Origin of the sequence: Microbulbifer sp. TB1203, assembly GCF_030997045.1 — a bacterium.
In the GTDB taxonomy this organism is placed as follows: domain Bacteria; phylum Pseudomonadota; class Gammaproteobacteria; order Pseudomonadales; family Cellvibrionaceae; genus Microbulbifer.
Genome location: NZ_CP116899.1, coordinates 1,712,744 through 1,727,876 on the forward strand (window position 1 = coordinate 1,712,744; position 15,133 = coordinate 1,727,876).

General features: G+C 59.2%; 12 protein-coding genes. 4 read left to right on the plus strand and 8 right to left on the minus strand.

Going from position 1 to position 15,133, the window contains the following annotated elements:
- Position 1 precedes the first annotated feature (1 nt).
- The 6 genes from PP263_RS07255 to PP263_RS07280 form a co-directional block, all read right to left on the minus strand.
- Positions 2-2,041 (minus strand): phage tail sheath C-terminal domain-containing protein, encoded by a 2,040-nt coding sequence (locus PP263_RS07255; protein ID WP_308367715.1) that lies wholly within the window; start codon positions 2,039-2,041, stop codon positions 2-4.
- A gap of 25 nt (positions 2,042-2,066) precedes the next feature.
- Positions 2,067-2,516 carry a phage tail protein gene (locus PP263_RS07260; RefSeq protein ID WP_183463034.1) on the minus strand — a complete coding sequence of 150 codons (450 nt, stop codon included), beginning with the start codon at positions 2,514-2,516 and terminating at the stop codon, positions 2,067-2,069.
- A gap of 55 nt (positions 2,517-2,571) precedes the next feature.
- On the minus strand, positions 2,572-4,467 hold the full coding sequence (locus tag PP263_RS07265) for a phage tail sheath subtilisin-like domain-containing protein (RefSeq protein ID WP_308367716.1): 1,896 nt from the start codon (positions 4,465-4,467) through the stop codon (positions 2,572-2,574).
- A 229-nt stretch (positions 4,468-4,696) separates the two neighbouring features.
- Complete coding sequence (locus PP263_RS07270) at positions 4,697-5,560, minus strand: hypothetical protein (RefSeq protein WP_308367718.1); 864 nt, start codon at positions 5,558-5,560, stop codon at positions 4,697-4,699.
- Complete coding sequence (locus tag PP263_RS07275; RefSeq protein WP_308367719.1) at positions 5,557-6,153, minus strand: DUF4255 domain-containing protein; 597 nt, start codon at positions 6,151-6,153, stop codon at positions 5,557-5,559. The genes PP263_RS07270 and PP263_RS07275 overlap by 4 nt, the downstream gene beginning before the upstream one ends.
- 38 nt (positions 6,154-6,191) lie before the next feature.
- The gene (locus tag PP263_RS07280) at positions 6,192-6,428 is read right to left on the minus strand and encodes a hypothetical protein (RefSeq protein ID WP_183463042.1); all 237 of its coding nucleotides are present in this window, start codon (positions 6,426-6,428) and stop codon (positions 6,192-6,194) included.
- 1,128 nt (positions 6,429-7,556) lie between these two features.
- Between PP263_RS07280 and PP263_RS07285 the strand changes: the two genes are divergently transcribed.
- Together PP263_RS07285 and PP263_RS07290 are read left to right on the plus strand one after the other, a co-directional pair.
- Positions 7,557-8,519, plus strand: a complete 963-nt coding sequence (locus tag PP263_RS07285; protein ID WP_308367720.1) for a sigma-54 dependent transcriptional regulator — start codon at positions 7,557-7,559, stop codon at positions 8,517-8,519.
- Between the two features lie 60 nt (positions 8,520-8,579).
- On the plus strand, positions 8,580-9,119 hold the full coding sequence (locus PP263_RS07290; protein ID WP_308367722.1) for a glycosyl hydrolase 108 family protein: 540 nt from the start codon (positions 8,580-8,582) through the stop codon (positions 9,117-9,119).
- A gap of 36 nt (positions 9,120-9,155) precedes the next feature.
- On the opposite strand, the gene PP263_RS07295 is transcribed toward PP263_RS07290, so the two are convergent.
- The gene (locus PP263_RS07295) at positions 9,156-10,202 is read right to left on the minus strand and encodes a LacI family DNA-binding transcriptional regulator (RefSeq protein ID WP_308367723.1); all 1,047 of its coding nucleotides are present in this window, start codon (positions 10,200-10,202) and stop codon (positions 9,156-9,158) included.
- A gap of 94 nt (positions 10,203-10,296) precedes the next feature.
- The gene (locus tag PP263_RS07300) at positions 10,297-11,562 is read right to left on the minus strand and encodes an MFS transporter (protein WP_308367724.1); all 1,266 of its coding nucleotides are present in this window, start codon (positions 11,560-11,562) and stop codon (positions 10,297-10,299) included.
- A 415-nt stretch (positions 11,563-11,977) separates the two neighbouring features.
- Here PP263_RS07300 and PP263_RS07305 point away from each other — a divergent pair, with 415 nt between their 5' ends.
- Complete coding sequence (locus PP263_RS07305; protein WP_308367725.1) at positions 11,978-14,320, plus strand: glycosyl hydrolase family 65 protein; 2,343 nt, start codon at positions 11,978-11,980, stop codon at positions 14,318-14,320.
- Positions 14,317-15,000 carry a beta-phosphoglucomutase gene (gene pgmB / locus PP263_RS07310; protein ID WP_308367726.1) on the plus strand — a complete coding sequence of 228 codons (684 nt, stop codon included), beginning with the start codon at positions 14,317-14,319 and terminating at the stop codon, positions 14,998-15,000. The genes PP263_RS07305 and pgmB overlap by 4 nt, the downstream gene beginning before the upstream one ends.
- The last annotated feature ends 133 nt before the right edge of the window (positions 15,001-15,133 follow it).

Sequence of the window (15,133 nt, forward strand, 5' to 3'; positions counted from 1 at the left end):
ACTAGGCCTCCACTGCCAGGGTGCCATCGCCGTCGTGGACGATGCGCAATACGATAAATTCCAGCGGTTCCGCCGGTGCCACACCGATCTCCACTATCAGCTGGCCTGCATCCAGCACCCGCCGGTTGTTCAACTGTCCGTCGCAGCGCACGAAAAATGCCTGTTCCTCGCTGGCACCCTTGAAGGCGCCGGCGATATACAGCTGTCGCAAAAAAATGTTGAGCAGATGGCGGATGCGCGACCAGAGCTGGCGATTGTTGGGCTCGAAGACCACCCACTGCATCTGCCGGCGGAGCACCCGCTGTAGCATGGTCATCAGACGGCGCACGGATAACTGCCGGTAGTCGACATCGCGGCTGAGAGTTCTCGCCGCGGAGAGCCAGATTCCGTCCCGCCGCGGCAGGAAAATATTGATCCCCAATGGATGTAATTGATCGTGGCGCTGCGGAGATATTTTTTCGTCGACGCTTACCACACTGCGCGCGAGGGCGTTGGCGGGCCCATGGGGAACGCCGAATGTGAGTTCCTGGCGGGCGATAATGCCGGCGGCCACGGCTGCCGGGTTGATGGAGATCAGCCTGTCGCGACCGTAATCCAGGTTGGAGATTTTCAGCCAGGGATAGTAAGCGGCACTGAAATCGCTGCTGAAGTGAACACGCCAGGCGATAATCTCGCTCTGGCTGATACCGGGCGGAACGTCCAGCAGTACCACAAAATGGCGCAGGGTCTGTGCGAGATCCACCAGTGCCCTCTGCAAATCGATGATCTGCTCCAGGTCTCCCGGCAGCTTCGGGTCCAGCAGTAACCCGGGCAGGTTGTGCTGTACCTGTTGCATTGGCTCCGGCGCGGGCGGCAGGTCCACACAGGGGGCGAATTCGGCACCGGCCAGGGACGCTACCGGTTCTTCCGGCAGGGTTTCCGACAGCGGCTCTGCCACATAGAGATCCGGCACCACTGCCAGGGACAGATCCCGCAAGTGAGTGAGTGCGCAAATGCCGTCACCGGGCTGCGGATTGCCACGCACCCAGCCGGGATCAAAAAAGTCCCCGTGAACAATATCCTCGTAGCGATCGAAACCACCGGCGAACAGAATCGGGTTTTCCACCAGTACCCGGTAGCAGTCCACGGGTAACCCATACGCTTCGGCGGGCGTGAGCGTGGCATCCAGCCATCCCTCTTCCGGGTTCACCAACCCGGATTGCCGGTAGAGCACATTGGCCAGCCAGCGTGGATGCTCCGGCGCCAGGCCGAGGTGGTCGAATTCCTCCCGCAGACCGCTCCCGTCCTCCAGTACCAGCTTCGCCTCCACCACCTCCGCCAGCATTGGCACGTCGCCGGCAGCGCTGTTCAGCAGCAGAAGGGTTTCCCTGCCCGTGCTCTGCGCCAAACCACGTTCACCGCGGCGCACCACGAAACGAAATTCATATTGGGGGGAGCCGCCCCCGTTCGGGATCGTCAGCCGCAGCAGGCTCCCTGCCGGGCAATGCTCATCGGCGCCAATTCTCAGTTCAGACGTGCTGCTACCCGGTTCCAGCACCAGCGGCCGGACCTGATAGCCCAGTGCCGCACGCAATTGATTGCCCCAACTTCCTTCGTTTTTCGCCGCCAGGGTAACCGCCCCACCGGAGGAAATCAGGCCGGGAATTTCTGCGCGCGCCACCGCGTGCAGATTTTTCGCATCTCCGTATTCGTGCACGATGCGCACGATATAGGCGCGGCGACCGCCCTGTTCGAAAAAACTCGCCACCGCATACGGCAGGCGTCCGGGACCCTCGAAGCCTCCGAACTGACGCCGGTAGTCGTCCCAGCTCTGCACAGCCACCGCCACTGAGCGCCGGCGAGCACGATTTACTTCCACGTAGGCGCGGTCCCGCGAGCTGGCTTCCGGCTCCACCGGCACGCGACAGGGTCCCCGCGGCGCCACGCCGAGGAAGGCGCAGACATCCATGCGCTCCGCACCCAGGGTACGGCGCTCTTCGTCCGACGCCCGGTAGAGATTGGGCGCTCCGAATACGGTGCCTTGTGTCAGTGCAAATGCCATAGGATTATCCGGGAAAAGCTGCCACCTACTTGTAGGTGCATTCCTCGCAAACCAGGCTCAGTTCTTCCATCGCCACTTCGCCTCCTCCCTTGGCTGCGAGGGTGGGCCCGGTCCATTTTTTCGGCTGGGCGTTGCGCAGCTCCCAAGAGGCGACGGCGTTGCGCGCTTCGTCCAACAGGGTAATGGTGACCAGCCGCGGTTCGTGAGCACCGTCGCCGACATTCTTCAGCCACTCGAACAGCTCCAGACTTCCCACCAGCCCGCGTTTCAAAGTGATATCGTCACTCTTGTAGGTATTGGGTACCTTGCGCACCGTGTTGAAAGGCTCGTTGCCATTCCGGTATTCAGAGTAATTCACCTCCCTTCCCAAACCGCTGCAATCGGAAAAGCCGCCAACGGTTTCCGATTCGGTACCATTACCCAGGGACACAATAAAATTGAAGGCGCCGTAGGGGTTGTCTCTGTAGGTTGCCATCTCGCTTTCCTCGTTGATCCGTTGGCGGAAATATCAGAGTTCTCTCTATCCTGTTTTAAGTTCGCGCATCGCTGGTCCACTGCCCGATACGGAAAATCACGAACTCCGCCGGTTTGACCGGCGCTATGCCTATCAGGCAGATAAGGCGGCCGTTGTCGAGGTCGTTCTGGGTCATGGTGGTGCGGTCACAACGTACGAAATAAGCCTCCTCCGGCTTGCCGCCCAGCAGGGCGCCATCGCGCCAGAGCACCAGCAGGAAATCCTCAATGGTGCGGCGTATGTTGTCCCAGAGACGCTGGTTGTTGGGTTCGAACACCGCCCACTGGGTGCCCTTGTCGATAGAGTGCTCCACGTAATTGAACAGGCGGCGCACATTGACGTATTTCCATTCCGGATCGGAACTCATGGTGCGCGCGCCCCAGACGCGGTAGCCACGCCCTTCGAAAAAGCGCAGGGCGTTGATCCCTTCGGGGTTGATCACTTCATTGCGCGGGGTGTTGATATTGACTTCGAACTGGGTGAGGCCGCGCACCACCTCATTGGCCGGTGCTTTATGCACACCGCGGTTGATATCGCTGCGCGCATAGATACCGGTGACAAATCCAGAGGGCGGCAGCAGGATCTGCCGCGGCGGAGTGCCCTGGGAAAAGCGCTCGTTGGGATCGAAAATTTTGATCCAGGGGTAGTAGAGGGCCGCGTACTTGCTGTCGAACTGTCCGCGAAAATCCCGTATTTCATTCAGGGAGCTGCCCACCGGTCCGTCCACCACCGCGATTCGATAGCGCATGCGGGTGGCGTGGGTCACCAGCGCCTGGGCGGCCACACGGGATACGGTGGCGCCGCCCAGGTCGCCGGAGTCGGGCATGGCGACGATGGAGATATCATCGATTTCCGCCAGGGCCTCCAGACCGGTGGCCTTGATTTCGATATTGTCCGGATCGGCAGGATCCCCTGCGAAATTATCGGGACCAGGCATTTCGCCATCGTGTCCGCCGGTGAGGCGACCGTTGGTGTTGCCTTGCAGGGCAACCATCAGTAGTGCGGGTAAAAATGGAAGTTCTGCCGCGGGAGCCCCGGATGTGGTCGGGTCCCAATCCAGGTAGACCGGAGCATCCTGATCCTCAGGGTCATCCTTTTGCAGGATGCGGCCGATATAGCGTTTCTGCGCCGGCGACGCCGCCAGCTCCAGGTACTCCTCCATCCGATCGCTGCCAACGGTGACCTGCACGCGTATTTCCACCAGTTGAATCACGTCATCGGTGGTGATCGCCGGCGTCGCGCCGGTGGAGTCGATAAAGCTCTGGCGGCCTTCGGAATCCAGAGCAACTACGCGCAGGTTGGCGGGAATGAGGAGGTCATTGCCGTCGGGCACGGGAATATTCGGGTCGGTGGCGGCGCCGGCAATCACCTCCACCACCGCACCGGCCTTTGCCCGCTGGGCCTGTACCCCAAATTCCGGATGGCTGTAGGCGAGGTTCTTGCTGCGAACCACCTCGGTGCGCACGAACACATTGCCCAGCGCCCCAGGCCAGCGGGCAGTCCAGGTGGCATTGATATCACTGACGTTAATACTGTGGCTGGCTACACCCCAGGCTGGGGCACCGGTACCCCCTCGGGGAACGAATATACGGGAGACGTACAGTCGCTTGCCGCCGTTTTCAAAAAATGCCCGCGCGGCGTGCGCCAGGTAGGGCAACCGCTCCTCGCCTGGGGCGGCAGCGCCGACGGAGATCTCCTGTAGACCGCCATAAACCCGCTCGAATTCCGTAAAACTTGTGATCAGCCGCGGTTCGCAACTGGACGGCCCCTGGATATCGGCGTCCCGATAGCAGACCGGCCCCCAGCGGGTCAGGCCGACAAAACCGGTGGTGCTGGTGGGTACACCTTCGATGGACTTGGAGCGAAAGCTCACTTCCTCCACAAATACGCCGGGTGCTAGATACTCAGGCATGGTGACTTATCTCCTTTGCATAATCGGTTCTTGCTAGCACCCTGGCTGACTACCTGTTGCAGTGGCGCTATCTGGTAGCTCGGTTTTCTGAAGAGCATCTCTACAATGACTATTCCGGCCCTTACCGCAGGGTGCGCCATGCGCACCAGAGCTGCGCGGGTTCCAGATCCTCCCGGTGCGCACGGCACGCCCCACGCCGCTATTTACAGAGATGCCTTGTCGGGAACAATCAGGGCATAACAAAATCAAAATCCTCTTCATCCCTTCCGGTCAGCACCCGACCGACGACGAACTGCACTGTGCGCACCGTCGATAGCGCTGTGACATAACCCGGGGGCACCGACTCGCCGTTGCTGACATTGTCGGCAACATTGAAAGGCGGCAGTTCTTCCAGCGGCAAATCCCACAGGGAGTCCTGTTCCGGCAGCGCCGGTGAAGGGGGGACCGGGGGCGCTGCCGGGCCGGCGATGGAAACCTCTATGTCCAGTGTCGGGTTCAGTTCACTGCCCGGTACCGCATCCGGAGACAGCAGCAACAGGAATTCGCCGCGGTCGTCACCGCGGGTGCGGGCGACGGTCGCACCGCCGTCGGGCAGGCGGGCCTCGACAAAAGCCCAGCGCATGGGTTCGCCGTCGCGCACCACACGTCCGCGCAGGCCGGTGGCGCAGGAGGAATGGTAGTAGGCCGCTCCCGGAAACAGGGTGATGGTGCGCACCCTGCCCTCTAAATAATCGGTCGACTCCGCCGCTTCAATGGCTTCCACCTCTGCCAGGGTGCGCAGGGGCACCCGCAACCGCCGGGGAATATAGCGGCGGCCATAATCGTGGATACGCACGTCCACCTGTTCTCGAATAGTTGGGAAATAACTCAATGAGTAGCGTCCGGAACTGCTGCGCATAAAACCGTGTACCGCGACGCCCAGCTGGGAAAAATCATATCGGTTTCTCGGCAGCGGCGTCCGGTGGGGAGATTGCCATTCGACTTCCACTCGCACAGGGTAGGCGAGTTCCGCCTCCCGCTCAGCATCGACAAAATCCAGCCCGAGGGCCAGGCGCCTGCTGTGGAAATCGTATTCAAGATTCTCAATACTCACGCGCCACGCACCTCTGGTGTGGTTCCCGAAGTGGTGGTGGACACGCGCGGGGCCCGGTCGTCGCGCAGGCCGTGGATAACCGCGATACGCGCCACATAGGGAATGCTCAGTTTGTAGTCCAGGGGCAGTGAGTCGAAGGTGCGCATCACATCCTCAGTGGACAGGTCTTCCAGGCATACTTGAATGGACTCGTTGGGAGCCCATGGCGTGATCGGATCGAGAGTGGGTCCGGAGAATATGGGGGTGTCCTCCAGGCTCTGCATGGCACGACCGATAATACGATGCTCGTGATCAGCGTTTTCCCCCCAGGGAATAATCAGGTAGTGCAGATCCAATGGCAGGTGGCTGTGTCCGTCGTAGGCGGAAGCCGCCGACCAGGCACCGCGCATCACCTTGTTGAAATCCACCCGGTACAAAAATACGGAGAGTGAGGGCAAAGTAATTAGAGCCGAAGTTTCCGGGTCCAGGTCCCTGGTGCGCAGCAGGCGTACGGGTGTATTGCGGCCGGCGATTGGCTGTAGTTCCCGGAAACTCAAGTCGAGAAAACGAACGATACTGCTGCTCACTGCGGCGATACTGTTGAAATCTGCCATTTATTTTCCTGTACATCTCTATCGCTGTTATTGCCCTGTTATTCGGCCTGATCGTTTTTCTTCGTCGCCGCGCTGTAGACAACCGATCCATCCGGCAGCGTCCTGCTTTCCACAACGCCGATCCGGCACAGGTAATCCACCGCGTGCTCCACCTGCTGGCGCCCTTCATAGAGGCGCTGGCGCAGTAACCACCAGTGAGTGATTCCCTCCAGGGTATCCGCCGCCCTTCCGCGCTGGCGCATATAGCGGGCAATTTCCTCTGCAACAGAATCCATTTCCCGCTCTATTTGATCGCCGATGTCTGGCACAGTAATCCTTTATGTGGCTGCTTCCTGAATCGCCTTCAACCAAGGCGTCCGGTTTTACGGACTTTGCAAACGTCTGTCGTCTGTCACAGCCGTTCTCCGTGTTCTGCATGATCTAGAGCAATCCCTGTGCCATATCCCAACAGGTTGCTAACTTATTGATATTTATGGGATTCCAGTGAAGGACTCTGAGATGTGGGTCAATGGCGACCCGGTTTTGCAGGAAAAACCTTTTTCTGGCGGGTCAAAAAGAACACGATGGGTCAACTCTTCAACAACACACAAGTAATATTGCGATATACATCACAACTGTTTATGGCCCTGTAAAAGTCATACTTTTCCCATCTGCGCCAATCACATGAAAGAGATAACAAGCTGGCATCTTTTCCTTTTGGCAGAAGAAAATTCCTCTTGATTTATCGACTATCTGGGCGTAGCGTTACTACCCACATTGGTCCCCATAAGCCATCAGGATGTGTAATGGTTTTCACGGCATAACAACTATAAATATTTCCGTGTAAGAGGAGTGTAATTGAGCTGTTACAGGAAGACATCCACCATCGAAAATCCACTTCTGAACAATTGTCACAATTGTCTAGCAGGCGGACTCTTCCAGAGTAAATAATTGACAATGGATTGGGAAATCATCAGGGGTCCCAGGCAATGGATTCGCTTTTTATATTCTCTTTTCCCGGGGTTGGGGATACCGTCTTTCTACCGCTGCTTACCGACTATCCTGCATGCCGGTACCTGATTACACCTTCTGGCCTGTCGGACCCGAATGGAAAACCCGTTTGTGACACGCCCCATGAGAATTCTTTTTCCGGGATAAATATTTTTTTTCTCGACTCAGAAAGCGCAGGCAGCGCGTCCTACCGGGATCAAGTGACCCGCCATCTTCGCCGCAAGGGTATCAATCTCTGTCTTGTAAATGGTGATCCACTTCACCTGGAGACAGAGTTTCTCAGCCAGTTCCACGACTTTATTGTCTGGCCCTGCTGCAGGGAGGAATTCCGGGCCCGCATTGATCGCTACAGATTCCCCAAGTACAACACGCCATCCCCAAAAGATAGGGAAATTCTCAGCCGGCTTTTTGAAATGAACCTGATTGGTAGGTCGGAATCTTTCCTGCGTACCGCCAAGCTGATCCAGAAAGTCTCCCAGTGCGACGCCCCTTTATTGATCCGCGGGGAGACGGGAACCGGCAAGGAGAATGCCGCCCGTGCGGCCCATTACCTGGGCAGCCGTGCCGATTGTGGATTTATCCCCATCAACTGTGGCGCCATTCCCGATGAGCTGCTGGAGAGCGAGCTGTTTGGCTACCACAGGGGGGCCTTTACCGACGCCAAGTCCAGTAAAAAAGGACTAGTGGAGATTGCCGAGGGTGGCACCCTGTTCCTGGATGAGATCGACAGCCTCAGCCTCAAATCCCAGGCGGCTTTACTGCGTTTCCTGCAATCCCTGGAATACCGGCCACTGGGCGCGGAAGCCTGCCGCCGCGCCGACGTGCGCGTTATCGCCGCCACCAATGCCGACCTGTCCAAGCGCGTTGCAGAGCAAACCTTTCGCGAGGACTTATATTTTCGCATCAATGTGCTGAATATCACCATGCCGCCCCTTCGGGACCGGGACCGGGATATCTGCCTGATCGCGGAGCAGCTGATCAACCGGTTTAACCAGGAACACCGGGTTTCCCCAAAGCGCCTGTCTCCAGCAGCCCTGCGCTGGCTTCAGGAACAGCCCTGGCCGGGTAATGTGCGCGAAATGGAAAATTACCTGTTGCGGGAATTTCTGCTGGTGGAAGGTAATGTCATCCATCTCGGCGACTGCGATTACCTTGTGGAATACCCGCCCCCGGAACCGGAAGCCGTATCCGAACTTCCCAACTTCCGGACCGCCAAGGCCTATGCCATCCGCGAGTTCGAGAAAAGCTACCTGTGTGACCTGCTGCAGCTTGCCCGCGGCAACGTCAGCCAGGCCGCCAGAATCTCCGGCAAGGAGCGGCGGGCGCTGGGGAAGTTAATCAAGAAGCATTCGATAGATAAGGCTGTGTACAGCTGAATTATAAAGTCATACTGCAACCAGCTTCTCTACTATATGCACGACATGCGAGGGGTAAAAATGCCAAATATCGAACAGATGATCGACGATATCCTTCGCCGGGAAGGAGGCTTTGTCGATCACCCGGCGGATCGCGGCGGGCCGACCAAATACGGTATCACCCAGAAAACCCTGTCCGCCTATCTGGGCCGCGCGGCGCAGCGCCAGGAAGTGGAATCCCTGAGCGAGGAAGTCGCCAGGGAAATCTATCGGCGTAACTACTATATCGCTCCACAAATCGATCAACTTCCTCCATCCGTACAGCCGTTTGTCTTCGATTGCGCGGTCAACCACGGGCCGCAGCGGGCGATAAAATTCGTACAGAATGTCTGCAACCGGGCGGGATACCAACCTCCACTTTCCGTGGATGGCGTCATGGGCCCGAATACAAAACGGGGCGCTGAGTGGACGGAGGAGCAGAAGGGAGAAACATTTCTCAAGGCCCTGCTGGAGGAACGCAGGGACTTCTACCGCCTGATCGTACAGACAAACCCGTCGCAACAGGTTTTTCTCAACGGCTGGATGAACCGGGTTGAGGAGTTTGAACAGGAGATTGTCTGATGGGCTGGCGGCATTTGCACATTAGATAACAACAGGTCAGGCCGACGGCTGGTAATCCGGATCGGCGCCACAGGAGGTGCGCTGCACCAATTTTGTCGGTAGTACCTCGGACTCGGCCTTTCCCCCTCCCACCAGCTTCATCACCTTGTCCACCAGCAGCTCGCCGCCGCGGTGGATATCCTGGCGCACGGTGGTCAAGGGCGGGGTATAGAAGGGGGCAATGGGGACATCGTCGAACCCCACCACCGCCACATCCGTCGGCACGCGAAGCCCCCCGGCCTGCAGCGCCTTGATGGCGCCCATGGCGATATTGTCGCCAGCGGCGAAGATGGCATCGAAATCGGGAGCGCCTTTAAGTAAGTCCATCACGCACTGGTAGCCGGATTCGCTGGAAAAGGCCACGTCGAGATGTCGCTCCCGGCTTTCCAGGCCGGCATCCTTCAGCGCCGCCCGGTAGCCCCTATAACGGGCCTCGATTTCCGGGTGGGCAATATCGCCGAGAAAAATGATTTTGCGGCGCCCGAGCCCGACAAGGTGCTCGGTGGCCTGACGCCCCCCCATCACATTGTCACTGCTGACGATACAGTAATTGGCCCCTGGCTTTTGGGTTCCTCCCCAGACGACCAGCGGATCGCCGAGCCGGTGGAGTTCGCGCAGCGGGCTGTCGTCGATGCCCTGCCCGATCACGATCACTCCGTCGGCACGGCGGGAGCCCAGCAGGTAGGAGTGCCAGTCGGCACTGGTGACGATACTGCTGGAGAACAGCAGGTCGTACTTGTGCCGTGCCAGTTCGTCGGCGATCGCACCGATCATATCGATCATAAAGGGATCGGAAAAAGACTGGCCGCCCCCCTCCCCGGTATTGATCACTACCGAGATGGTGTGGCTGCGCTTCAGGCGCAGGTTGCGCGCGCTCTCATTGACCTTGTAGTTCATGGAGCGGGCGATCTTCTGGATGCGCTCGCGGGTTTTTTCGTTGATCAGCGGGCTGTTGTTGAGGGCCCGGGAAACAGTGGACTCCGAGACTCCCGCCAGGCGCGCTATATCGGACATGGACACGGGCGAGGGGGAATCCTTGGGCATGGAAACTTCACTTTGGAAATTGACAGGCCCGCCATCTTAGGCGGGCCGCAATCGTTTGTAAAACCGCCCCGAAGTTATCCACCCCACAAATAGCTCAGTGCCCGGGCGAAGCCGCCGCACCGGCAAAATCCGTTCGCCCGTCACGCTCCACCGCGCGCCGGAAAAAGAACAGGGTGCACAGGATCACCCCGATAGGTACCAGGGACAGATAGAAGGCGAAGCGGCCGTCGAAGGCCTCGAATACCGAACCGGTGATCAGCGAGCCGGTGGTGCCGCCCAGGGCCGAGAAGATCACCAGCAGGCCGGTCATCGCCGAGTGCTGGTGCCTGGGCAGCGAGCTCAGCATCACCGAATTGATCGCCGGATAAATGGGGGCCATCAACAGGCCGATCAGCGGCAGGATAAACGCCGCCGCCGGGGCGTTGAACCAGTTGATATCCGGGTTGGCCCGAACACCTTCGGCCAGCGGCAGCGCCACCAGAACCAGCGCTGCCATCGCCAGCAGGCACCCGTTCAGTACCGGATACCAGTGCCACCGGCGCATCACCGCGCCGGCACCCAGACGACCGGCGGCCAGGCCCGCGGCGAAAATACTGGTGGCCTGCACACTCATGGCCGCGGGCAGTTTGAGAATTTCGTTATTGAAGGTGGGCAGCCAGGTGCCTATGCCCTGCTCTATCAGCACATAAAAAAAGGCGGAGACGATGTAAATACACACCAGCGGCCTGGCCACCAGGCGAAGCATGGCAAAAAATTCCCGCGCCGGACTCTCGCCCTCCACACGGGTACCGGACTCGTCCATTCGGGTGGTCCAGAGCAGCAGGAAAGCCAGCGCACAGATGCCCGCCAGTACCCAGTAGACATTGAGCCAGCCCGTGGACGCCGGATCGGAGGAATCAATAAAAGCACCGAACAGCCAATAGCCGCCGAGCACTCCCACCATAAATACCCCCTCCAGGGTGTTCACCATGCCCGCGTGCTCCTTGCCGTCCCGCGCCAGCAGACCGATAGAGGAATAGACGGATACCTTGACCAGCGCGAAGGAAATTCCCACGGCCAGAAACAGCAGTTTGGTGGTCCAGAAACCGGGGAGCAGCGGCATACACAGGCAGGCGGCGGTGACGATTCCCAGGCCGGTGAGCATCGCGTTCCTGAATCCATAGCGCGGCAGTTGCGAGGCCACCAAGAAGGACACCACGCCGATGGGAATATCCTTGAATCCCTCCAATACGCTGGCAGCGGACTTGCTCACCTGATAGGTGTTGATCACCTGCAGGATCACCGTGCCGACACTGTTGAGCAAGATGGCGAAGACCAGGTAGATGGCGAAAAGGGAGAACAGGATGCGCTGATTGTTCATAGCGGATTTCTTATTTTGTCTGCGGCTCCGCCCTGGCAGGACGCGCCAACCCGTTATTGTATATTTTTCGACCAAAATAGAAAGATGGCTCGAAACTGCGGTGGACAATGCACCGGCAGAGGGCAACAGTATGGCGCAGGCATCGCTGTAGTGCAATCGTTTGCATCCCAAAGTCTTGCAAAGGCACTCAAAATGCGCTCCGGCTCGGTGGATCGAGTATCGGACAGATAAAAATATATTTTAAAATCAATAAGTTACAATAAAATTGGTCAACTTCTGCAGAACCTTCAACTTTCGAAACCAGTCAATTGCAATCGATTGCAAATTAAACCGCAAAGACGCTACACTGACAACAGCCGCACCGCTGCCACCCGGCGGTGGTGCTCATCCGATCCGTCCACTCCGAGCCTGCGGTATGAAACAACAAGAAGTCCCCAATCCCTGGGAACTGGTGGAGAGCGAATTCCACCCACAAAACTACAGCCTCAATGCCACCCTCTTCTCCCTGGGCAACGGCTTTATCGGCCTGCGCGGCACCTTCGAGGAAGGCTTCGATCCCGAGCCCTTCGCCGATGGCTGCTATCTCAACGGTGTTTACGCCAGCGAGCCCATTACCTATGGCGAGCGCGCGTACGGCTATGCCAGACACAACCAGCGGATACTCAGCGTGCCCGACGGCAAGCAGATCCGCCTCTCTATCGACGGCGAACGCTTTTCCCTGACGGAGGGTGAACTGCTCGGCTTCGAGCGCCGGTTGGATATGGCCGCGGGGATACTGGAAAGAAAACTGATGTGGCGCTCACCCACCGGAAAAACCCTGGAATTGCACAGCCGCCGGCTGGTTTCCCTGGTGGAGAAACATCTCTGTGTTCTGCATTACCGGATTACGCCGCTGGATTTCGACGGCGAAGTGCGGGTGATCTCTGCGCTGGACGCGGGCCTGGTGCAGATGAAAAAAAACGACGACCCGCGCCTGGCGTCCCCCATCGACCGCAGGGATATCCGTACATTGGAATCCACCGCCCAGGGCGGGTATCTGGCACTCAGGCAGAAAGTGCTCAGCAGCGACTTCACTATCGCCTCCGGCGCCCTGCACCGCATCGACTGCGACGGTGCCTGCGAACAATCTTCGCAACAGGGCAAAGAGCGCGCAGCTGTCGAATACCGCTGTACGGCGCGTCGAGGACAATCGATACAGTTCACCAAATACCTGGCCTACTTCGCCGAGCAGAACCGGGACCTGCCGGACCCGGCACAGCTGCGCGACTACCTGGAAAACTGCGCTACCCGGAGTTTCGACGAATACGCGGAATTGCAACGCCGGGAACTGGACAGCTTCTGGTCCGCCTCGGACGTGGAGGTGCGCGGCGACAAGGCGCTGCAACAGGGAATGCGCTTTAACCTCTTCCACCTGTTCCAGTCCCTGGGCCGCGATGGCCGCACCAATATCGCCGCCAAGGGCCTTTCCGGCGACGGCTACGAAGGGCATTATTTCTGGGATACGGAAATCTATATCCTGCCCTTCTTTCTCTATACCCAACCGCAACTGGCGCGCAGGCTGCTGGAATACCGACACTCGATTCTCGACGCCGCCCGGGCCCGGGCGCGGGAGCTGGCGATAAAAAAAGGCGCCCTTTTTCCCTGGCGCACCATCGGCGGCGAGGAGTGCTCCGCCTACTACCCCGCCGGCACCGCGCAATTCCATATCAATGCGGATATCGCCTACGCGGTGCAACACTACTGCAGCGTCACCGGTGATATGGACTTCCTGCGCGACAAGGGTGCGGAAATCGTACTGGAAGGTGCGCGCCTATGGCTGGAAATCGGCCACTACAACCCGCGCCGCGGCAACCGCTTCTGCATCTGCGAAGTCACCGGGCCGGACGAATACACGGCGCTGGTGGACAACAACTTCTACACCAACCTTATGGCCCGCGCGCACCTGGATTACGCCTGCAAGGTCCACGACTGGCTGCGGGCACAGGAACCGCAGGCCTTCGCCGAACTGGCGCGGCGCATACAACTGGAACCGGAAGAACGGGCAGCCTGGCGCCGCGCCGCGGACGCCATTAACCTGCCGGAAGACAAAGCCCTGGGCATCCACCCCCAGGACGACAGCTTCCTGGACAAACCGGAATGGGATTTCGCCAACACCCCGGCGGACCACTATCCCTTGCTGCTGCACTACCATCCGCTGGTGATCTACCGCCACCAGGTGTGCAAGCAGGCGGACGTATTGCTGGGCATGTTCCTGCAGAGCAGCGAGTTCACCGCTGGGCAGAAGCGCCGCAATTTCGACTTCTACGAACCGCGCACTACCCACGACTCCACCCTGTCCGCCTGCATTCACAGCATTGTCGCCAGCGAAGTGGGCTACCCGGGAAAAGCCCTGGATTATTTCCGGCAAGTGGCGCGCATGGACCTGGACAACCACCACAACAACACCCAGCACGGCGTGCACACCGCCTGTATGGGCGGCACCTGGCTGTGCATGGTGCAGGGATTTGCCGGTATGCGCATGCAAGACAAGCAGCTGAGTTTCAACCCTTACGTTCCCGAGGGGCTGGAGGGCTACCGCTTCCGCATCCAGTTCCGCGGGCGCACCCTGGAGCTGGATGCCGGTACCGACCGCACCAGCTACACCCTGATCAGCGGCGATCCCGTCACCATCCATCACGGCGAGGAAATTCTTCGACTCAGTGAACCGGGTCTGCCGCTCGTCTGCAAACGGGAATCCGCTGAGGTGTACGCCCAATGAATTTCCGCGCGGCCATTTTCGACCTGGACGGCGTGATCGCCGATACCGCCCGCTTACATCTGCAGGCCTGGCACCAATTGGCGGATGAATTGCAACTGCCTTGGACGAAGGATATCGAGGAAAAGCTGAAGGGCCTTGAGCGCATGGCGTCGCTGGAAGTTATCCTGGGGGAACAGAGTGCCGAATTCAGCGAGGGCGAGAAAGTCGCACTGGCCGAGCGCAAAAACGACTGTTACCGGGACTTGATCCAAAACCTGAGCCGGGCGGACCTGCTGCCCGGCGCCGACGAACTGCTGCACTGGCTGCGCGCCGAGCGCATTCCCATCGGCCTCGCCTCCGCCAGCAAGAACGCCCCAGCGGTATTGCAGGCGCTGGGCATCGCCGACTGTTTTACCGTGATTGCGGACCCCACCAAGGCAGTCCCAAAACCGGCACCGGATATTTTCCTGGCCGCGGCCCGGGAGCTGGCGGTGGAACCGGGCCGATGCCTTGCGTTCGAGGACGCCACCGCGGGAGTGGCGGCGATCAGGGCCGCGGGGATGACGGCGGTGGGTGTTGGTGATATGCGGGCGTTGCGGGGGGCGGATTATCTGTTGGCGGGGCTGGATGAGTTTGTGCCCGAAGAGTTTTTCCGGCAGACACTTCCCAACCCCGATGCTCGCACCTCCCCCACCCTGTAGGAGCGGCCGTTGGCCGCGATCGATCTTACTACGTAGCGGGAATGATCGCGGCCATGGGCCGCTCCTACAGGGGCTGGCGACTTTGACTGAACATATATCAGCAAGTCTCCTGTCCAAATAGTTATCGAACATT

Bases quoted from the DNA above. Each gene is read 5' to 3' on its own strand.
- PP263_RS07255 (WP_308367715.1), bottom strand. From the start codon at position 2,041: ATGGCATTTGCACTGACACAAGGCACCGTATTCGGAGCGCCCAATCTC.
- PP263_RS07260 (WP_183463034.1), bottom strand. From the start codon at position 2,516: ATGGCAACCTACAGAGACAACCCCTACGGCGCCTTCAATTTTATTGTG.
- PP263_RS07265 (WP_308367716.1), bottom strand. From the start codon at position 4,467: ATGCCTGAGTATCTAGCACCCGGCGTATTTGTGGAGGAAGTGAGCTTT.
- PP263_RS07275 (WP_308367719.1), bottom strand. From the start codon at position 6,153: ATGGCAGATTTCAACAGTATCGCCGCAGTGAGCAGCAGTATCGTTCGT.
- PP263_RS07280 (WP_183463042.1), bottom strand. From the start codon at position 6,428: ATGGATTCTGTTGCAGAGGAAATTGCCCGCTATATGCGCCAGCGCGGA.
- PP263_RS07285 (WP_308367720.1), top strand. From the start codon at position 7,557: ATGAACCTGATTGGTAGGTCGGAATCTTTCCTGCGTACCGCCAAGCTG.
- PP263_RS07290 (WP_308367722.1), top strand. From the start codon at position 8,580: ATGCCAAATATCGAACAGATGATCGACGATATCCTTCGCCGGGAAGGA.
- PP263_RS07295 (WP_308367723.1), bottom strand. From the start codon at position 10,202: ATGCCCAAGGATTCCCCCTCGCCCGTGTCCATGTCCGATATAGCGCGC.
- PP263_RS07300 (WP_308367724.1), bottom strand. From the start codon at position 11,562: ATGAACAATCAGCGCATCCTGTTCTCCCTTTTCGCCATCTACCTGGTC.
- PP263_RS07305 (WP_308367725.1), top strand. From the start codon at position 11,978: ATGAAACAACAAGAAGTCCCCAATCCCTGGGAACTGGTGGAGAGCGAA.
- pgmB (WP_308367726.1), top strand. From the start codon at position 14,317: ATGAATTTCCGCGCGGCCATTTTCGACCTGGACGGCGTGATCGCCGAT.